Annotated in this window: 17 protein-coding genes and 1 pseudogene; 13 read left to right on the top strand and 5 right to left on the bottom strand. The window is 63.5% G+C overall.

What is annotated here, in order from left to right; genetic code table 11:
- The first annotated feature begins 31 nt into the window (after positions 1–31).
- Complete coding sequence (locus tag AArc1_RS14495) at positions 32–943, top strand: formyltransferase family protein (RefSeq protein ID WP_117365038.1); 912 nt, start codon at positions 32–34, stop codon at positions 941–943.
- 20 nt (positions 944–963) lie between these two features.
- Here the strand turns inward: AArc1_RS14495 and surE are convergent, their stop codons facing one another.
- The gene (gene surE, locus AArc1_RS14490; protein WP_117365037.1) at positions 964–1,812 is read right to left on the bottom strand and encodes a 5'/3'-nucleotidase SurE; all 849 of its coding nucleotides are present in this window, start codon (positions 1,810–1,812) and stop codon (positions 964–966) included.
- 134 nt (positions 1,813–1,946) lie between these two features.
- Here surE and AArc1_RS14485 point away from each other — a divergent pair, with 134 nt between their 5' ends.
- On the top strand, positions 1,947–2,339 hold the full coding sequence (locus tag AArc1_RS14485) for an FxLYD domain-containing protein (protein WP_117365917.1): 393 nt from the start codon (positions 1,947–1,949) through the stop codon (positions 2,337–2,339).
- A 39-nt stretch (positions 2,340–2,378) separates the two neighbouring features.
- Positions 2,379–3,899, top strand: a complete 1,521-nt coding sequence (locus AArc1_RS14480; RefSeq protein WP_117365036.1) for a flippase — start codon at positions 2,379–2,381, stop codon at positions 3,897–3,899.
- A gap of 400 nt (positions 3,900–4,299) precedes the next feature.
- Here AArc1_RS14480 and AArc1_RS14475 read toward each other — a convergent pair whose 3' ends face one another.
- Together AArc1_RS14475 and AArc1_RS14470 are read right to left on the bottom strand one after the other, a co-directional pair.
- A complete protein-coding gene (locus tag AArc1_RS14475) occupies positions 4,300–4,722 on the bottom strand; it encodes an MPN domain-containing protein (protein WP_117365035.1) in 423 nt (140 codons plus the stop codon).
- 68 nt (positions 4,723–4,790) lie between these two features.
- Positions 4,791–5,474, bottom strand: a complete 684-nt coding sequence (locus tag AArc1_RS14470; protein WP_117365034.1) for a hypothetical protein — start codon at positions 5,472–5,474, stop codon at positions 4,791–4,793.
- A gap of 129 nt (positions 5,475–5,603) precedes the next feature.
- Between AArc1_RS14470 and AArc1_RS14465 the strand changes: the two genes are divergently transcribed.
- On the top strand, positions 5,604–6,287 hold the full coding sequence (locus tag AArc1_RS14465; protein ID WP_117365033.1) for a VOC family protein: 684 nt from the start codon (positions 5,604–5,606) through the stop codon (positions 6,285–6,287).
- Positions 6,288–6,942: 655 nt separating this feature from the next.
- Positions 6,943–7,065 (top strand): annotated as a pseudogene (locus tag AArc1_RS19405) (DUF892 family protein); the annotation flags it as partial.
- A 136-nt stretch (positions 7,066–7,201) separates the two neighbouring features.
- Here the strand turns inward: AArc1_RS19405 and AArc1_RS14455 are convergent.
- On the bottom strand, positions 7,202–7,492 hold the full coding sequence (locus AArc1_RS14455; protein WP_117365032.1) for a DUF5779 family protein: 291 nt from the start codon (positions 7,490–7,492) through the stop codon (positions 7,202–7,204).
- A gap of 1,317 nt (positions 7,493–8,809) precedes the next feature.
- Here AArc1_RS14455 and AArc1_RS14445 point away from each other — a divergent pair.
- The 7 genes from AArc1_RS14445 (at position 8,810) to leuD (ending at position 16,242) form a co-directional block, all read left to right on the top strand.
- On the top strand, positions 8,810–10,051 hold the full coding sequence (locus AArc1_RS14445; RefSeq protein ID WP_449289250.1) for a LeuA family protein: 1,242 nt from the start codon (positions 8,810–8,812) through the stop codon (positions 10,049–10,051).
- Between the two features lie 317 nt (positions 10,052–10,368).
- Positions 10,369–12,186: a biosynthetic-type acetolactate synthase large subunit gene (ilvB, locus tag AArc1_RS14440; protein ID WP_117365031.1), complete on the top strand. Its 1,818-nt coding sequence runs from the start codon at positions 10,369–10,371 to the stop codon at positions 12,184–12,186.
- Positions 12,183–12,854 carry an acetolactate synthase small subunit gene (ilvN, locus tag AArc1_RS14435; protein WP_117365030.1) on the top strand — a complete coding sequence of 224 codons (672 nt, stop codon included), beginning with the start codon at positions 12,183–12,185 and terminating at the stop codon, positions 12,852–12,854. The genes ilvB and ilvN overlap by 4 nt, the downstream gene beginning before the upstream one ends.
- Positions 12,847–13,899, top strand: a complete 1,053-nt coding sequence (gene ilvC / locus AArc1_RS14430) for a ketol-acid reductoisomerase (protein WP_117365029.1) — start codon at positions 12,847–12,849, stop codon at positions 13,897–13,899. Before ilvN ends, ilvC begins: the two co-directional genes overlap by 8 nt.
- 23 nt (positions 13,900–13,922) lie before the next feature.
- A complete protein-coding gene (locus AArc1_RS14425) occupies positions 13,923–14,186 on the top strand; it encodes a hypothetical protein (protein ID WP_117365028.1) in 264 nt (87 codons plus the stop codon).
- On the top strand, positions 14,183–15,604 hold the full coding sequence (gene leuC / locus AArc1_RS14420) for a 3-isopropylmalate dehydratase large subunit (protein WP_117365027.1): 1,422 nt from the start codon (positions 14,183–14,185) through the stop codon (positions 15,602–15,604). The genes AArc1_RS14425 and leuC overlap by 4 nt, the downstream gene beginning before the upstream one ends.
- Positions 15,601–16,242 carry a 3-isopropylmalate dehydratase small subunit gene (gene leuD, locus AArc1_RS14415; RefSeq protein ID WP_117365026.1) on the top strand — a complete coding sequence of 214 codons (642 nt, stop codon included), beginning with the start codon at positions 15,601–15,603 and terminating at the stop codon, positions 16,240–16,242. The genes leuC and leuD overlap by 4 nt, the downstream gene beginning before the upstream one ends.
- A 33-nt stretch (positions 16,243–16,275) precedes the next feature.
- On the opposite strand, the gene AArc1_RS14410 is transcribed toward leuD, so the two are convergent.
- On the bottom strand, positions 16,276–16,656 hold the full coding sequence (locus AArc1_RS14410; protein ID WP_228442340.1) for a CBS domain-containing protein: 381 nt from the start codon (positions 16,654–16,656) through the stop codon (positions 16,276–16,278).
- Positions 16,657–16,783: 127 nt separating this feature from the next.
- On the opposite strand from AArc1_RS14410, the gene leuB reads away from it, so the two are divergent.
- Positions 16,784–17,761: a 3-isopropylmalate dehydrogenase gene (gene leuB, locus AArc1_RS14405; protein ID WP_117365025.1), complete on the top strand. Its 978-nt coding sequence runs from the start codon at positions 16,784–16,786 to the stop codon at positions 17,759–17,761.
- The last annotated feature ends 84 nt before the right edge of the window (positions 17,762–17,845 follow it).

Genomic DNA, 17,845 nt, shown 5'->3' with positions numbered 1-17,845 from the left:
ACACCCAAGGTCGGCGTTGCACAGACACTGCATGGACGGGGACGGACCGCTGACGGTGGGAATCCTTACTGAACCGTTTCTCTACGAGTGGCAGGTGCGTGCGATCGAACGAGTACGGGCGACGCCCGGCGTCGAGATCCCGCTCGTCGTTCACAACGCCAGCAACGGCGAGTACGACGCCGAATCGTGGAACGAAAAGAAACGACTCGGGCTCGAGGACCTGACGCAGTTTCTCGAGGTCTTTCGGACGGAACGTGCCTGGACGTTCGTTCTCGCAGCGCGGACCATCGCGCGACTGCTCGGCGACGAACAAACGCTCTGGCACCGCCACTCCGTCGAAAACGTCGACGCGCTGGCCGACGCCGAACACGTCCGGTGTACACCCCAGACCGACGGGAACTGGAACGAACTCCCCGACGACGCCGTCGTCACGCTTGCCGCTCGCTGTGACGTCGTCGTCCGCTTCGGCTTCGGACTCGTTCGCGGGTCGGTCCTGACGGCACCGGAACACGGCGTCCTCAGTTTTCACCCGGCGGACATTCGCGAGTATCGCGGGATGGGTCCGCCGGTAATCTTCCACGACGGCCGCGAACGCGCTGGCGCAACCCTTCAGCGGCTGAACGAGTCGATCGACGGCGGTGAAATCGTCGCCTACGACGAGGTCTCTCTCGAGGGCTGTGCTACCCTCTGGGACGTCTTCGACCGGCTGGCGACGCTTCAGATCCGACTGCTGGTCGAGGGACTCGAGAACCTTCGGGATCCGACGTTCGAACCGCGGACCGTCCCCGAGAACCAACTCGGGGAGTTCTATCCTCGTGCTCGTAGACGGACACTCGCCTTCTCGGGCCGCGTGCTTGCCAAAAACGTCTCCGGGCGGCTTCGCCGTCGCCTCAGGCGTATCCGATCTCCCGTGACTCATGATTCGACGCCGCGTCCCCCGTGACTCATGATTCGACGCTGACGTCAGTCGATCCCGAGCACTCGTCCGAGCAGCCGTTCGACGGTCTCGGACTCGACGACCTCGTAGGGTGCCGAGAGCGGCGAGACGGAGACCGCCCCCTCGAGAACGGCGTGGCGGTCGGTTCCCGGCGGGTCGGGAATGTCGCGGTTTGCCATCTGTTGCCAGAGGCGGTTGGTCAGTTCGAAGCGGCCGTCGACACAGGCGGCGTCCATCTCGTAGACCTCGGTCGGTCGAGTGAGTTCGATCGCATCGCCGTCTGTATCCGGCCGCGGGACGTTCACGTTCAGGTAGTCGATCCGATCGAAGAGACCACTCTCCGGCGCGTCGGCGACGAGCGAGGCGGTGAGTTCACCGGCTCGAGCGAAGTCGGCGGGTTCGGGGTTGTCGTAGCCGAGCGTATCCATCGAGACGGCGATCGCGGGCGTCCCGAGAAACGCGGCTTCCATGGCGGCGCTGACGGTGCCCGACCGGGAGAAGACGTATGCGCCGAGGTTCGCTCCCTCGTTACAGCCCGAGACGACGAGGTCGGGTTCGGGCTCGAGGGCGTTGACGCCGACGATGGCACAGTCACAGGGAGTTCCATCGATGGCGTAGCCGAGTTCGTGGTCGGTGTGTGGAACCGGGACGGTGAACGTCGCGTCGGCCATGTCCGTCGCCAGCTGTTCGCCGTCGCTCGCCGAACTCGTCCGACCGTACGAGAGCGATCGGCCCACTGCACTCTGGTTGCGGTCGGGTGCGACGACGGTGACGGTGGCGACCTCGGTGAGTGCGTCGTATAGCGCCCGAATGCCGGGTGCGTCGATCCCATCGTCGTTCGTCAGGAGCACGTGGGGCTCCGCGTCTGCGTTCATACTCGTTTCGTTCGTGTTCGGGATGAATACGCGTACCTGTTGTGGCAGGTGGCCAGTCGAACGGGTTCTACAGAGGGGTCGTCGCGCCCCCTCGTCCAGAACCCTCAAGAGCTATCCCCCCAAACAAGGTGGCGATGCATCGCCGCGCGTTCCTCGCGCTCTCGCTTTCGGTCCCGTTTGCGGGCTGTCTCGAGTACTTCACAGAGGAAAACGGCGAGGAGATCACCGGACCCGGCGACGTCGAGATCGTCTGGCACGACCTGATCCGAGACGATCCGGGGACCGAAGACGAACGAGTCGCCCTCTGGGGAGCCGTACGGAACGTCGGCGAGCGGACGTTGAGCTATATCGAGATACGGGCGACGTTCTTTGACGCCGAGGGTGAGGAACTCGAGAGCGTCATCGAGAACGTCGACGAGGACGTGAGTTCAGGCGCCGAGTGGGCCTTCGAGGTCGAGTTTCCCCACTACGGCGAGCGGGCTGCAGCGGTCGAAACGTACGAACTCGAGCCGGCGACGGGGCTGTAGTGGCCCACCACCCGGCGCGACCGAAAAGCGCGAGGGACCATGACTGAGCACGACGAAGGCGTTTCGACGCTCGCGAGACAGGGCAGTATCACCTTCCTCGGGAACGTCGTCAACGGCATCCTCGGCTTCGCCATCGTCATGCTGATGACGCGGTTCGTCAGTCCTTCTGTCTACGGTCTGTTCGTACTGGCGACGTCAGTTATCCTCTTTATGCAGGTGTTCGCAAACCTCGGATTGCCGCTAGCGATCGACTACTTCGTCCCGCAGTATCTGGAGGAGGGCGAACTGGGCAAGGCGAAAGGAGTCGTCGTTCAGGTAACCGCGACCGTCCTCGTCACGTCCTCGCTCGTCGCACTCGCGCTTGCACTCAGCGCCACTCACATCGCCGACCTCTTCGCCGAACCCGCACTCGGCGTCGGCCTCCTTTTACTATCGATTACGATTCCGATGCTCGCCATCTACAACGTTCTGCTCACCTCCTTTTACAGCATCAAGAAGCTCCAGTACCGGGTCGTCATGCGCGACCTCGTGCGTCCAGTCGTCCGATTCGTCGCCACGGCAGCCCTGTTGCTCCTCGGCTTTGGACTCCTCGGACTCATCGGGGGGTACGTCGTTGGTCTGTTCGTCGCGATCACCGTCGGCGCAGCGATCTTCACCTACAAGGCCTGGCACGTCTTCTCGGCTGACCTCGAGTTGGTTGCGCCGACGCCGCTTCTCACCTACTCCCTGCCGCTCGCGATGACTAGCGTCGTCTTCGTCCTGATGGGCCACGTCGACTATTTCGTCCTCGGCTTCTTCCTCGAGTCCGACGACGTGGGGATCTATCGGGTCGGCTACATGCTCGGATCGGGGCTGATGATCGTGTTCAACTCGCTATCGCCGGTGTTCAAACCGCTGATCGCGGAGTCCAGAGACGACCTCGAGCTCGTCGAACGGCGGTTCCGGGTGATGGCCCGCTGGATCGCTGGGATCACGCTCCCGATCACGATCATCCTCTCGCTGGGTGCGAGTTCTTACCTCGCGGTGTTGTACACGCCCCAGTACGCCGAGGCGAATCTCGTCGTCGTCTTACTCGCCAGCGCGTTCCTGTTCAACGTTACGTTCGGCGGACCGGACGGCTCGTTACTCCAGGGACTTGGCTACTCGCGGATCGTCTTTGCGAACACGCTCGTGCTCTTCGGGGTGAACTTCTTCGGATCGATGGCGCTCGTCCCGATACTCGGTATCGAAGGGGCCGCGATCGGCTCGGCCATCGCGCTCTTTCTCGTCGGCGGGCTCACCCTCGCCGAACTCTACTATCTCGACCGACTCCATCCCTTCAGCCGGGACTTCACGAAAGTCGTCGCCGCCGGCGTTCCGGCGACCATCGCGGGCGTGCCGGTCGTTCTCTTCGTCCCCTCCGATCTCGTCATCGTCGTCTCCCTTCCGGTCGTCGTGATCGGGACGTACGCACTCACTCTGGTCGCGACCGATGCGTTCACCGACGCCGACGCACAGATGGCCGCCGAGTTCAGCCCGACGCTCGAGAAGTGGTTCTCTATCGGCCTGTTTGGCAGGTAGCTGGTATGGAAAGCAAAACACCGCGGAGCTTTCCGGACGGACGAGGCAAACGTTCAGCCCAATTCTATCCGGTCACCCAATATCGGCTATCCGCGCAGATGTGGGGCTGTCACGGCTGCACTCTCTTAGTATTCTACAGAGAGAGAATCCGGTCGTTACGAGGGGCGTGACTCCATCCCCAGAAATCAAAGCGTTCTGATGAGCTGTACGAGAGCTCCGTTCTCGTGAACGGCATCGACCTATCATGTTGACGGGTCGTAAGCGTAACCCAGTCAGTATCCCAACTCAGCGGTGCAGTGTCGTGGGAAGCGCCACCGTTTCCGGCGAGGAGGCGGTCACACCTGAAACTCGACGTTCCGAACGTCGCTCCCTTCGGAGCCCGACGTCACTTTGGCGTCGATCAGCCCGACAGCGACTGTTCCGGCGGCGCTGCATCGACGATCTCGAGTTGCCGTCGGTCGCCGGTTCGGTCGAAAGCGGCGAAGGAGTCTTCGTCTCCCTCCCAGGGCGGGACGGCGACGAAGATTACCTGTGCGAGGTCGTCGCGTTTGGTCACCTCGAGCTCTCGGACAGGGTGGGAGACGAACAGCCCCTCGGCGGAGCGAGCAGGCGTCGAGAGGTCGACGCCAAAGACGGCGTTGACCGAGTGGCCCGCGTTCGGGAGATAAAAGTCGGTGAATACGGGCGTCTCCGGGGGGAGGGCTTCCGCACCCTCGAGTTCACCGGCAGGAGTGATGGAGACGCCGGTCGTCACGCGATCCGGATCGGCATCGCTGGCGAGATCGCACAACACCTCGACGAGAGCACGCGTGATGTAGACCATCGTAGACAGCCCTATGTAGCCAACCCAGTTAGCTGTGTTCCCAACCGGCACGCGTCGTCGCTCGAGTTCTAGAACGGAAGCAGCGCCCGCGTCGTCTCGGCGTACAGCCGGGGTGTCCGAGCCCGTGCGTTCGAGAGCGCGTCCTCGAGGACGGCGGTCGCCCCATCGAAGATCCCTGGGCCGTGGCCGACCAGCACCCGTTCGGGGGCGAACCGGCCGAGCTGTCGACGCGGCGGGACGAACCGTCGCATCGGGTGGACGCCGAGTCGTTCACCGCCGGCCAGGAAATACGCGGCCGTCCCGACGGATTCGGGGACGAACAGCGTCGCGTCCGCGGGGTTGTAGAGGGCGACTTCCTGCCAGAGTCGGCTGTCGACCACCGTGTGGGCCTCGATACCGGTGTCCGCGAGTTCGTTCTCGAAGCGGACGACCGGTGCGCCGAGGTCTTTGGTCATCCCTTCCAAGTGCTCGGGCAGGTAGACCGGAACGTCGTGGCGGTTCGCGATCGCTGCTGCGTCGCGTTTGTGTCGATCGAAGAGGACGGCGACACCGGCCACCGCACCGTACTCAGCCAGGAGGTCGTCGAGGCCCTCGGCGTCGACGGGGTCGACGACCCACACCTCGTCGTCGACCGCCAGGGCGTGACTCGCCCGTTCCATCCGCTCGTTCGGGTGCGCGATCCAGCCGACACCGCCTTCGTACCGATCGATCTCCAGAAAGTCGGTCGCCCGCTCGTCGACGCGAAATGTCATACCCGTTGTAGGGCCGACGGCTGCATAAAGTCCCGCCAAGCGGCAGCGTGTCACCGACCGACGATCCGGCGGGCGACTTGCCACTGGTTGGCGGGGGGTTCTTTGCCCACACCCGATGAAGTGTGTGGTATGCTCACTGGACTCGCCTGGCTCGCCCTCGAGGTCACGTATCTCGAGCGCGCTCGCACGTTTTATGAGGGGACGCTGGAACTGTCCGTCCGTGACGAACGCGAAACGGAGCTTCGGCTCGCGGCCGGGGAAACGGACCTCATCCTCCGTCGACCCGCCGGGGTTCCACGGGGCGGGCTGCACACCCACTATGCGTTTTCTATCCCGGCGGCAGAGTACGACGACTGGTGGGACCGACTGGACGCCGAGTACGATCTCGAGGAGGTCCAGTTCGGCCCGTCGAAGTCGCTGTATCTCTACGACCCCGACGGCAACTGCGTCGAACTCGGCCAGCAAGACGTCGACGGACCGGGCATCGATGGTCTCTTCGAGGTCGTCCTCGAGGTCGAGGATCTCGAGCGCGCAGAGTCGTTTTACTGTGACCTGGGCTTCGAGACGGTCGACGCGGGGGACGATCGAACGCGCGTGCGAATGCACGGTCCGATGGCACTCGAACTCTGGGAGCCACACCTCGGGATCGCCGACGCTCGCGGCGGCGTCCACGTCGACCTCGGCTTCGAGACTACCGAACCGACCGCGGCACTCGAGGCGGTCGCCGATCGGGTTCGACAGGTCGACCGCGTCGACGACGAGGAAGTCGTCGTACGCGATCCCGACGGACACGTCCTGACGTTTACGATCTGAGTCCATCCACTGTAGTCACACCCGCCCCGTATCCCGTCCGCTCGTGACATCCTCCTCCGCGTGAACGCGGGAGGAATCCCACGGCACCGAACCGTTGAGTTGGGAATTTCAGGTTCGCAGATCACCAAGCCAGCGCACCGTCAGAATCGGTGAGTGGCCGGTCTGTGGGCAGTCTCCTGGGAGTGCCAAGCCCCCGGTACTCCTTTCCTCGGTTGGGTTCGACCCTCGTGGTTGTTTGTGCCCGGCGGGGGTCGAATCAACGGTAACGGACTCGGAGTTACTTCTTCGGTCGGGTCGCCCGGTGCTTGTTATTTGATTCCCGCGTGGGGCACACCCTGTTTCCAGCGTGGGCGGACACTCGAACCGCCAGTTTCGGGCGCTCGGCTACATTGGGGTCATAGCCAATGTGCCGACGCGCATACATACGTCAGTGTGAAACAAAAACGTACGGGAATTCCCGCTGTGACGGCGCGTATCCACGCCGTGAACGACGTGGTATTGCGCCTGCTCCGAGTATAATGACCGCAAGGCGGAAACTCGCGAGTTCAGGCGTCCCCGGAACGCTCTGCGTTCCGATGTGCGAACGAGACGCTTTGCGTCTCGTCAACGCGGGAGGAAGCCGACAACCCGGACGCACACCACATTCGATAGCGGGCTTATTTCGATGGCCGACCAGCTTGGACTCGATGACGTCGCCGACGTGCTCGAGGGAACGCTACGGGAAGAACAGGACGTACTCGAGACGCTGTCGGAGATGTGCGAGCAGTTCGATTATGGGATGAGCAGGCGCAAAACCTCGCGCTTCAGCGCGGGGAGAATGTCAAGCCGAACCGACGGTCTCGGAGCAACGTGTCGACCTTCGAGCGGACGAACGTCGTCGGCCGTTGTTCGACGCTACCCGACGCTGTTCGACGCTACAATCGGCCGGTGTCGACGTCGACACCAGGCGGCGTAACCAGCAGGAATCCCCGAAAGTGGATCAGGTTCCCGCCCGACTCCTTGACGTCGCGTGCGAAACCGGCTGCCAGTTCGTTGACCTCGCCGTCGACGGCGAGGACGAGTACGTTCCCCTTCGAGATCGCTTCGAGCCACTCCTCGGCCGGTGTCGACCCGTCGAGGACGTCCAGGATGATGCTACCTTCGATCTCGAGTTCCTCGTCGATGTGTTCCTCGACCGTCCGGAGATCGAGGTCGAAGTCGCTCATGTGGCCTTCCTTAGAGCGGGACGGCAAAAACGTTCCTCTCATCGAGAGTGAAACTATCGGGTCCCGTTCGTGGAACGTTACTGGCTTGATGCTCGAGGACGAGGTCGTACGGACCGCTGTCTCAGTGCCGATCGCAGTCTCGTACTGCCGGATAGTGTAAACATTCGCCGCTCCCGTCCGGCGAATGCTTTTCACTGAGTTCTGTCTGATATCGTAGTCACTGCACGTCAGTTCGCACCACCTCGCCGATCCGCCTGGCGATCAGTGTGCACACCGTTGCAGTTGTTACAGGCGGAGCAGCGCAATGCCACGGCCTGAAGGCCGTGGATACGCGCGTAAGCTTGATTGGGCTGTATCCCGTAAACGGCAGTACCGGAGTTCCCATGTTGAGAAACGCCGTCTTCGACGGCACTACGGCTTCGCCGTGACTTCTCACGTGGTAACAAATCCGATCGAACCAGTCCACGACGTAACACTAAGCGGAACCCAGTTCCGCGAGGGCAGCGGAATCTTCGATTCCGCCAGACTTTGGGTGACGCGAATCGTGGTACCGTGCGGGCTGAATATCCCGCCGTGGAGCGACGGCCGGTATTCGTCGCGTCGAAACGCCGACCGAGTGTCGGACGGAAGGCCCGTTTGGCCGGGCTAGACGCGCTGCAACGCACGTCCTTGGTCACAACTGGACGGCGACCGTCGACGTGGGACGCGAAAGCGTACTTCGCCACCGAGGAAACGCGCAACCTTGAACTCCGCTTCGCGGATTCCCGCGTCTTCAGGCGCGGGAGGAGGTCAATCTCGTATCGTTCATCACGGTCTCGAATTCGTCGAGGTACGCTTCCGTCAGGAGGTCGGTGATCTCGTCAGTCGGCATTGTGGCCGGCCCTACCACGACGGCGTGTAAAGCACCCTACACTAAATTCGTCACCGCTTTCGTCTCCTCGAGCCCGGCTGCAGGCGGTCGATCCGCGAATTTTCGCCAGGCACGATGGATGATTGTCTCCCAAATCCCGATATAGTGTTCAAATGGTCGAAAATAACCGACAGGGATCACCTCAAATGGCCGTTCGTCCACGATCGTCCGCGCCCGAGGTGCGCGCGACCTGATTGACCCGGTCTCGAGGGACCAAATCGACCGATATGGTGCGATGCGTGACAGCTCCGAGCCGACCGGACCAGTATGATATCAATACATATTTACTATAATAGGTCGTTGATGTCGTGCGGTTTTCGACTGACTGTGTCGTTACGTGGCACACAGATCCAACCGTCGTTGCTCTGCGCAGCGTCAGATTTATATACAACGTCGCCCGTCGGGTTCTGATACAATGTCTTCACAAGACAACCCGTCCTCTGACACCAGTCAGGGGGGTCGAGTTCTTCCAGGGCACGTTAGATTCCACTGACGAAATAGAGTCAGCACGTGTCTTCGATACCACCCTCCGGGATGGTGAACAGTCACCCGGAACTTCGTTCTCGTACGACGATAAGCGCCAGATCGCCGCGATTCTGGACGACATGGGTACCCACGTCATCGAAGCTGGGTTCCCCGTCAACTCCGACGCGGAGTTCGAGGCCGTACGTGATATCGCTTCCTCGACGTCGGCGACTACTTGTGGGTTAGCCCGCGTCGTCGACAAGGACATCGAAGCGGCACTGGATTCCGGTGTCGAGATGGTGCATACGTTCGTGTCCACCAGCGACGTCCAGATCGAGGATTCGATGCACGCCACGCGAGACGAGGTCGTACAGCGCGCAGTCGAGTCGGTCGAACGCGTCAAAGCGGCGGACGTGACCTGCATGTTCTCGCCGATGGACGCGACGCGAACCGACGAGCAGTTCCTGATCGACGTGATCGAAGCGGTCACCGAGGTCGGAGTCGACTGGATCAACATTCCCGATACCTGTGGCGTCGCGACCCCCACTCGGTTTGCGGCGATGATCGAGAAGGTCTGTGCCCACACCGACGCGCGGATCGACGTCCACGCCCACGACGACTTCGGGCTGGCCACCGCCAACGCACTGGCTGGCATCGAAGCGGGTGCAGACCAGGCGCAGGTGTCGGTCAACTCCATCGGCGAGCGTGCAGGGAACGCCGCCTACGAGGAGTTCGTGATGGCCGTCGAGTCGCTCTATCAGACCGACACGGGGATCGACACGACTCGCATCACGGAACTGTCGGAGATCGTCGAGGACAAAAGCGGGATGGCCACGCCGGGTAACAAGCCCGTCGTCGGCGACAACGCGTTCTCACACGAGAGCGGCATCCACGCCGCTGGCGTCATCGAAAACTCCGATACGTTCGAACCCGGCGTGATGACTCCGGAGATGGTCGGTGCCGAACGCCGCCTGATCCTGGGCAAACACACCGGGACCCACTCGGTTCGCGAACGCCTCCACGAGCTGGGCTTTGCGCCCACCGACGAGGAGATCCGTGCGGTCACGCGACGCGTCAAAGACTACGGCGCGGAGAAACGACGCGTCACCGTCGACCACCTAGAGCGGTTCGCGAAAGAGGCTGGCGTCGAACGCCAGACCGAACGAGAGGAGGTGCGCGTCTAACCGATGCCCGCTCCGTTCGCCACCGTTCGCGAGCACCGGCTACGGCACTCGAGCCCCGGCCAGACTCACAACAGTTATATGACTCGAGGGAGCTACGTCACAACTAATGACGTCCCGCGCTCGACTGTCGGTTCGCCCCGGTGGCTCCGACAGCGGCGCGTTCGCTTCGATTCGTATTGTAGGGGCGTAACCGCCCCATATCCTGTACTCCATCGACCTCGGTCCGGACTTGCCGCATCGTTTTCAGAGAGATATGCAACCCAGCAGATGACACCAGACCGACATACCACAGCCCGCGACAGTGCGGGGGAGTATCGATGAGCGAACGCGCAGCATCGGTCACACCGACGGAGACTGACGAACAGGACGACGAACACATCGACGACAGCGCCACCCCTGAGGCGGCCACCGAGGCCGACTCGAGCGCCGACGACGCGGAGTCGGGGCCCGTCACCACGGGCGCCGAGTCCGTCGTTCGCGCACTCGAGAACGCGGGCGTCGAGTACGCCTTCGGCGTTCAGGGCGGAGCGATCATGCCCGTCTACGACGTGCTCTACGATTCGGACATCTACCACGTGACGATGGCCCACGAGCAGGGTGCTTCTCACGCGGCCGACGCCTACGGGATCGTCTCGGGCGATCCGGGCGTCTGTCTCGCGACGTCCGGACCGGGCGCGACGAACCTCGTTACGGGACTCGCGGACGCCGATATGGACTCGGATCCGATGATCGCCCTCACCGGGCAGGTCCCAACCGAGTTCGTCGGCAACGACGCGTTCCAGGAGACCGACACCACGGGTGTCACGACCCCGGTCACGAAGGATAACACCTTCTCGAGCGATCCCGACCGCGTCGGCACCGACGTCAGCGAAGCGTTCGCGCTCGCTCGCGAAGGGCGACCGGGACCGACGCTCGTCGATCTGCCAAAGGACGTCACGAACGGCGAGACTGACCGCGAACCCGACGAGCCGAAGACACCGGACACTTACCACGTCCAGGAGCGAGCCGATCCGGAGATCCTCGCGGCCGCGGCCGAACGCATCGAGAACGCACAGCGTCCGGTGTTGTTGCTCGGCGGCGGCGTCATCAAAGGCGACGCCAGCGACGCCTGTCGGGAGTTCGCCATCGAACACGAGATCCCAGTCATCACGACGATGCCCGGCACCGGCGCGTTCCCCGAAGACCACGAACTCTCGCTCGAGGGAGCGGGGATGCACGGCACGGGCTATGCAAATATGGCGATCTCGATGTGCGATACGCTGATCGGGATCGGCACCCGGTTCGACGACCGTTTGACCGGCGGCATCCCGACGTTCGCTCCCGACGCGGAGGTCATCCACGTGGACATCGACCCCGCCGAGATTAGCAAGAACATCCACGCGGACTACCCGCTCGTGGGCGACGCAGAAACCGTCGTCTCCCAGCTCGCCGAGGCCGTCGACGAGTCGCCACAGGCGACGAAGTGGCGCGCCCAGTGCCAGCAGTGGAAATCCGAGTACCCGATGACCTACCAGGCACCCGAGGACGAGCCGGTCCAGCCGGAGTTCGTCGTCGAGGCGTTAGACGAAGCGACGAGCGACCGAGCGATCGTCACGACCGGCGTCGGCCAACACCAGATGTGGGCCTGGCAGTACTGGACGTACACCGAGCCCCGGACGTGGGTCTCGAGTCACGGCCTCGGAACGATGGGCTACGGATTGCCCGCGGCAATCGGGGCCCGCCTCGCGGCCGACGACGATCAGGAGGTCGTCTGTATCGACGGCGACGGCTCGTTCCTGATGACACTACAGGGGCTTTCGGTGGCCGTTCGCGAGAACTTAGACATCACCGTCGCCGTACTCAACAACGAGTACATCGGCATGGTCCGACAGTGGCAAGATGCCTTCTTCGAGGGCCGTCACGCCGCCTCGGACTACAACTGGATGCCCGAGTTCGACAAGCTCGCCGAGGCGTTCGGCGCACAGGGCTTCCGAATCGACGAATACGACGAGGTCGCAGACACCATCGAGGCCGCGATTGCGTACGACGGCCCGTCGGTGATCGACGTCCACATCGATCCCGAGGCGAACGTCTACCCGATGGTGCCAAGCGGCGGCGACAACGCACAGTTCGCACTGACGGAGGATCAGCTATGAAGCGCGGACTCGAGGGCCCACCACCGGAACAACGACAGGCTCCCGTGGGTCGACGTAACACCCAGGGGATTCGCATCGACCCCGAAGTCGAGGCGAGACAGGACCCGCGCCGGACCGTCATCTCGGCGCTCGTCGAACACGAACCCGGCGTGCTCTCTGACGTCTCGGGGCTGTTCTCGAGGCGGCAGTTCAACATCGAGAGCCTCACCGTCGGGCCGACCCAGGACGATGCGCGTGCACGAATCACGCTCGTCGTCGAAGAGCCCGACCCGGGAATCGACCAGATCAAAAAACAGCTCCGAAAGTTGGTTCCGGTAGTCTCGGTCCACGAACTCGAGCCGAACGCGATGCGCCGCGAACTGGCGTTGATCAAAGTCGACGCCGAACGACCGGATCAGGTCGCTGCCGTCGCGGACATGTACGGTGCGAAGACCGTCGACTCGAGTCCTGAGACGGCGACGTTCGAGGTTACCGGCTCGCGCCAGAAGATCGATGCGGCGATCGAGACGTTCGGCCAGTTCGGTATCCGCGAGATTTCCCGAACCGGGACGACGGCGCTAGCTCGAGGAACCGACGAGACGACCGGTCCGTCCCCCGCCGAAGCGAGCGTAACGTCCGCCGAAGCGGCGAAACAAGACTCCTATACCCAACCAGCAGACGATGACTGACGAATTCACCACTCCGATCTACTACGACGACGACGCAGACGTATCGACGCTCGACGACGACACGGTAGCCGTGCTCGGCTACGGCAGCCAGGGCCACGCCCACGCGCTCAATCTCCACGAAAGCGGCGTTGACGTGGTCGTCGGCCTGCGCGAGGACTCCTCGTCGCGCTCGGCCGCGGAAGCAGACGGTCTCACGGTCACGACGCCCGCCGACGCCGTCTCGCAGGCGAGTTACGTCTCCGTGCTCGTCCCCGACACCGTCCAGGCGGACGTCTACGAGAACGCGATCGAACCCAACCTCGAGGCCGGCGACACGCTGCAGTTCGCCCACGGACTGAACATCCACTACAACCAGATCACGCCGCCCGAGGACGTCGACGTGACGATGGTCGCACCGAAGAGCCCGGGCCACCTCGTCCGCCGGAACTACGAGAACGACGAAGGGACCCCCGGCCTGATGGCGATCTATCAGGACGTGACCGGCGACGCTGAAGAGCGTTCCCTCGCGTACGCGAAGGCGATCGGCTGTGCCCGCGCGGGCGTCATCGAGACGACGTTCCAGGAGGAAGTCGAGTCCGACCTCTTCGGCGAGCAGGCCGTCCTCTGTGGCGGCGTCACGGCACTCGTCAAACACGGCTACGAGGCGCTAGTCGATGCGGGCTACAGCCCCGAGATCGCCTACTTCGAGTGTCTCAACGAGCTCAAACTCATCGTCGACCTGATGTACGAAGGCGGGAACATGGAGATGTGGAACTCCGTCTCCGATACGGCCGAATACGGCGGCCTCACCCGCGGCGAGCGCATCGTCGACGAGACCGTCCGTGAGAACATGGACGAAGTCCTCGAGGAAGTCCAGAACGGCGAGTTCGCCCGCGAGTGGATCCTCGAGAACCAGGCCGGCCGACCGACCTACAGCCAGCTTCGCCAGGCCGAACAGAACCACGAGATCGAGGAGGTCGGCGAACGACTACGTGACCTGTTCTCGTGGGCCGACGACGACGCGGCAACTGAAGACGAGTCCGTCCAAGTGCAGGCGGACGACTGATCGATTACACGAGCTACGACACAATGACAGACGACACAACCGACACGATCGCAGACGTCAGCCACACGAACCCGTATACGGGTGAGACGGCTGGACGGCTGTTCAGTCGCGGGCCGACCGTCGCCGCAGACGGCGGTGAGCCGGCTGCGACTGACGACACCGGTCACACAGCGACGAAACCGACCCGAACGATGGCCGACGTAGACCACACGCCGCCACACGACGCTGACGACGCAAACCGCGTCTTCGAACGCGGTCGAGCGAGCGGCGTAGAGGACCAAGAATGAGTGAGCGAACCCTGTACGACAAGGTCTGGGACCGCCACACGGTGACGACGCTGCCGACCGGGCAGGACCAGCTGTTCGTCGGCCTTCACCTCATCCACGAGGTCACCAGTCCACAGGCGTTCGGGATGCTCAGAGAGCGCAACCTCGAGGTCGCCTATCCGAAACTGACCCACGCGACGGTCGATCACATCATCCCAACGGCCGACCAGTCCCGTCCCTACGAGGAGGACGCGGCCGAGGAGATGATGTCCGAACTCGAGGAAAACGTCCGAGAGGCGGGTATCGAGTTCTCGGATCCGAACTCGGGCGACCAGGGCATCGTTCACGTCGTCGGTCCGGAGCAAGGACTCACCCAGCCCGGCAAAACGATCGTCTGTGGTGACAGCCACACCTCGACCCACGGCGCGTTCGGCGCGCTCGCGTTCGGGATCGGCACCAGCCAGATCCGGGACGTGCTCGCGACGGGCACCGTCGCGATGGAGAAACAGAAGGTCCGCAAGATCCAGGTCGACGGCGAACTCGGCGAGGGCGTCGAGGCGAAAGACGTCATCCTCGAGATCATCCGCCGACTCGGGACCGAAGGCGGCGTCGGCTACGTCTACGAGTACGCCGGCTCCGCGATCGAGGACCTGAGTATGGAAGGTCGCATGTCGATCTGTAACATGTCGATCGAAGGTGGTGCCCGAGCGGGCTACGTCAATCCCGACGAGACCACCTACGAGTGGCTCGAAGGGACCGATTACTTCCAGGAGAACCCCGAGAAGTTCGACGAACTCAAACCCTACTGGGAGGCGATCCGCTCCGACGACGACGCCGAGTACGACGACGTCGTTACCATCGACGCGAGCGAACTCGAGCCGGTCGTCACGTGGGGAACCACGCCCGGTCAGGGCGTCGGCGTCACCGAGCCGATCCCTGCTCCCGAAGCGCTGCCCGAGGAGAAACAGGACACCGCCCGGCGCGCCCAGGAACATATGCGCGTCGAGCCCGGCGAGACGATGGCGGGCTACGAGATCGACGTCGCGTTCCTCGGCTCGTGTACGAACGCTCGTCTGTCCGACCTGCGTCGGGCCGCCGAGATCGTCGACGGTCGGCAGGTCGATGGCGACGTCCGTGCGCTGGTCGTCCCCGGCAGCCAGCGCGTCCAGCGTGCTGCCGAGGAAGAGGGTCTGAAAGCAATCTTCGAAGACGCCGGCTTCGAGTGGCGCAACGCCGGCTGTTCGATGTGTCTCGGCATGAACGAAGATCAACTCGAGGGCGATGAGGCAAGTGCCTCCTCTTCGAACCGGAACTTCGTCGGCCGACAGGGCAGCAAGGACGGCCGCACCGTTCTGATGAACCCACAGATGGTCGCCGCGGCGGCGGTCACCGGAGAGGTTACTGACGTGCGCGAACTGAAGGAGGTGCAGACCGCATGAGTGGCGACAACGAGGTTGAGATCCCCGAGGTAGACTCCGTCTCCGGTTCAGGGATCCCAATCCGGGGCAACGACATCGACACCGACCAGATCATCCCCGCCCGGTTCATGAAGGTCGTCACCTTCGACGGGCTCGGTGAGTTCGCGTTCTTCGACCTGCGGTTCGACGACGACGACAACCAGAAAGCCCACCCGATGAACGAGGATCGGTTCCAGGACTCGTCGGTCATGGTCGTCAACAGCAACTTCGGCTGTGGCTCTTCCCGTGAGCACGCCCCGCAGGCACTGATGCGCTGGGGGATCGACGCGATCATCGGCGAGAGCTTCGCCGAGATCTTCGCGGGCAACTGTCTCGCCCTTGGCATCCCGACCGTCACCGCCGACAGCGAGACGATCGAGGACCTCCAGTCGTGGGTCGACGAGAACCCCGACGGCGAACTCGAGATCGACGTCGAAGCCGAGACGGTTACGTACGGCGACACCACGATCGACGTCACCGTCGACGACGCCCAGCGCAAGGCGCTCGTCGAGGGTGTCTGGGACACGACGGCGCTGATGAAGTCCAACGCCGGCGAAGTGCGAAAGAAAGCCGAGGAGCTGCCGTACGTTCCGGCGTCGGCGATTCCGGAAGCCGAGTAGCGCTTCGTTCTGGGTCGCTTTTCAGCGTTCCGATCAGGACAGCTGTGCGGTCACGTCCGTCGAGGAGATCATTCCGACGTACTCGTCGTCTTCGTTCGTCACCGGCAGGTGTTTGATCCCGAACGTAGTCATCATTGCGGCGACCTCCTCTACGTAGATGTCCGGCGGAACGGTTTCGACCGACTCCGTCATCACGTCGGTCACCGACACGTCCCCTGCAGTTTGATTCTCGGCGGCGACCGCGAGGACGTCCGTGCTGGTGATGATCGACGGTGGGTGTGTCGTCACGACGAGCGCGCTGATTTCTTCGTCACACATCCGTTCGGCGGCCTCCTGGACCGTTGCGTCTTTCGAGATCGTCTCGAGCGGCGACGACATCACGTCTTCGACCTGGACCCTGGTATCTGGGTTCATATCACAGGATACGAACGGGTGGCGTATCGTTCTTGTGACCCGGGCGAGACCTGCGGCGAACCCACGGCCGACTCGAGGCGGACCGGGAATCGAATCACTTTCGGACGCCCGCTGTCACCGTCTCTGTATGACACACGAAATCGTCGTCATCCCTGGCGATGGGATCGGACAGGAAGTCACTCCCGCGGCCGTCGACGTCCTCCGCGCGCTCGATCTCGAGTTCGAGTTCGTCGAGGCCGACGCGGGCGATGCGGTTGCCGAAGAGACCGGCGAGCCGTTACCGCAGGAGACCTACGACCTCGCCGCGACGGCTGACGCGACGCTGTTCGGTGCCGTCGGCGAGACGGCTGCAGACGTAATCCTCCCGCTGCGAGAGGCCGTCGGCTCGTTCGTCAACATTCGTCCCGCGAAAGCGTATCCCGGCGTTGACGCGCTTCGGCCCGAGACGGACCTCGTCTTCCTCCGCGAGAACACCGAAGGGGTCTACGCTGGTCACGAAGACCGGCTGACCCAAGACGTCTCGACGCTCACTCGCGTCGTCACGGAGTCAGCCTCCCGCGACCTCGCGGAGTTCGCCTGCGACTACGTCTCCGACGACTACGACGGCTTCACGATTGCCCACAAGGCGAACGTGATGCGCGAGACGGACGGCCTCTTCCGGGACACCGTCGCCGAGGTCGCCGAGGAAAACGGTGTCGAGACCGACGAGGTGCTGATGGACGCCTTTGCCACCCACGTCTGTCTCGACCCGGCACAGTTCGAAGTCGTCGTCTGTCCGAACCTGGCCGGTGACGTCCTCTCGGACCTCGCTGCCGGCCTCGTCGGCGGACTCGGCTTGCTCCCCAGCGCCAACGTCGGTCCCGAGCGCGCCCTGTTCGAACCCGTCCACGGTTCCGCCCCCGACATCGCCGGTGAGGGCGTCGCCAACCCCGCCGCGACGATCATCTCCGCTGCCATGTTGCTCGAGTACCTCGGCTACGACGACGAGGCTGCAGCCGTCGAGTCGGCGGTCGAAGCCACGCTCGAGGAGGGGCCACGAACGCCCGATCTGGGCGGTGACGCATCGACCGAGGACGTCACTCAGGCCATCATCGACCGTCTCTAGGCCGGCCATCCGCCTGGTGTCTCGATCGAACGCGCCGGGGACGCAGCGACGTGACAGCGCGTCTGCGCGAACCGATTCAGGGCC

The organism is Natrarchaeobaculum sulfurireducens (assembly GCF_003430825.1).
Taxonomy (GTDB): domain Archaea; phylum Halobacteriota; class Halobacteria; order Halobacteriales; family Natrialbaceae; genus Natrarchaeobaculum; species Natrarchaeobaculum sulfurireducens.
Note: the sequence above shows the minus strand (reverse complement) of the source record. Positions and strands in the feature narration are given on the sequence as shown.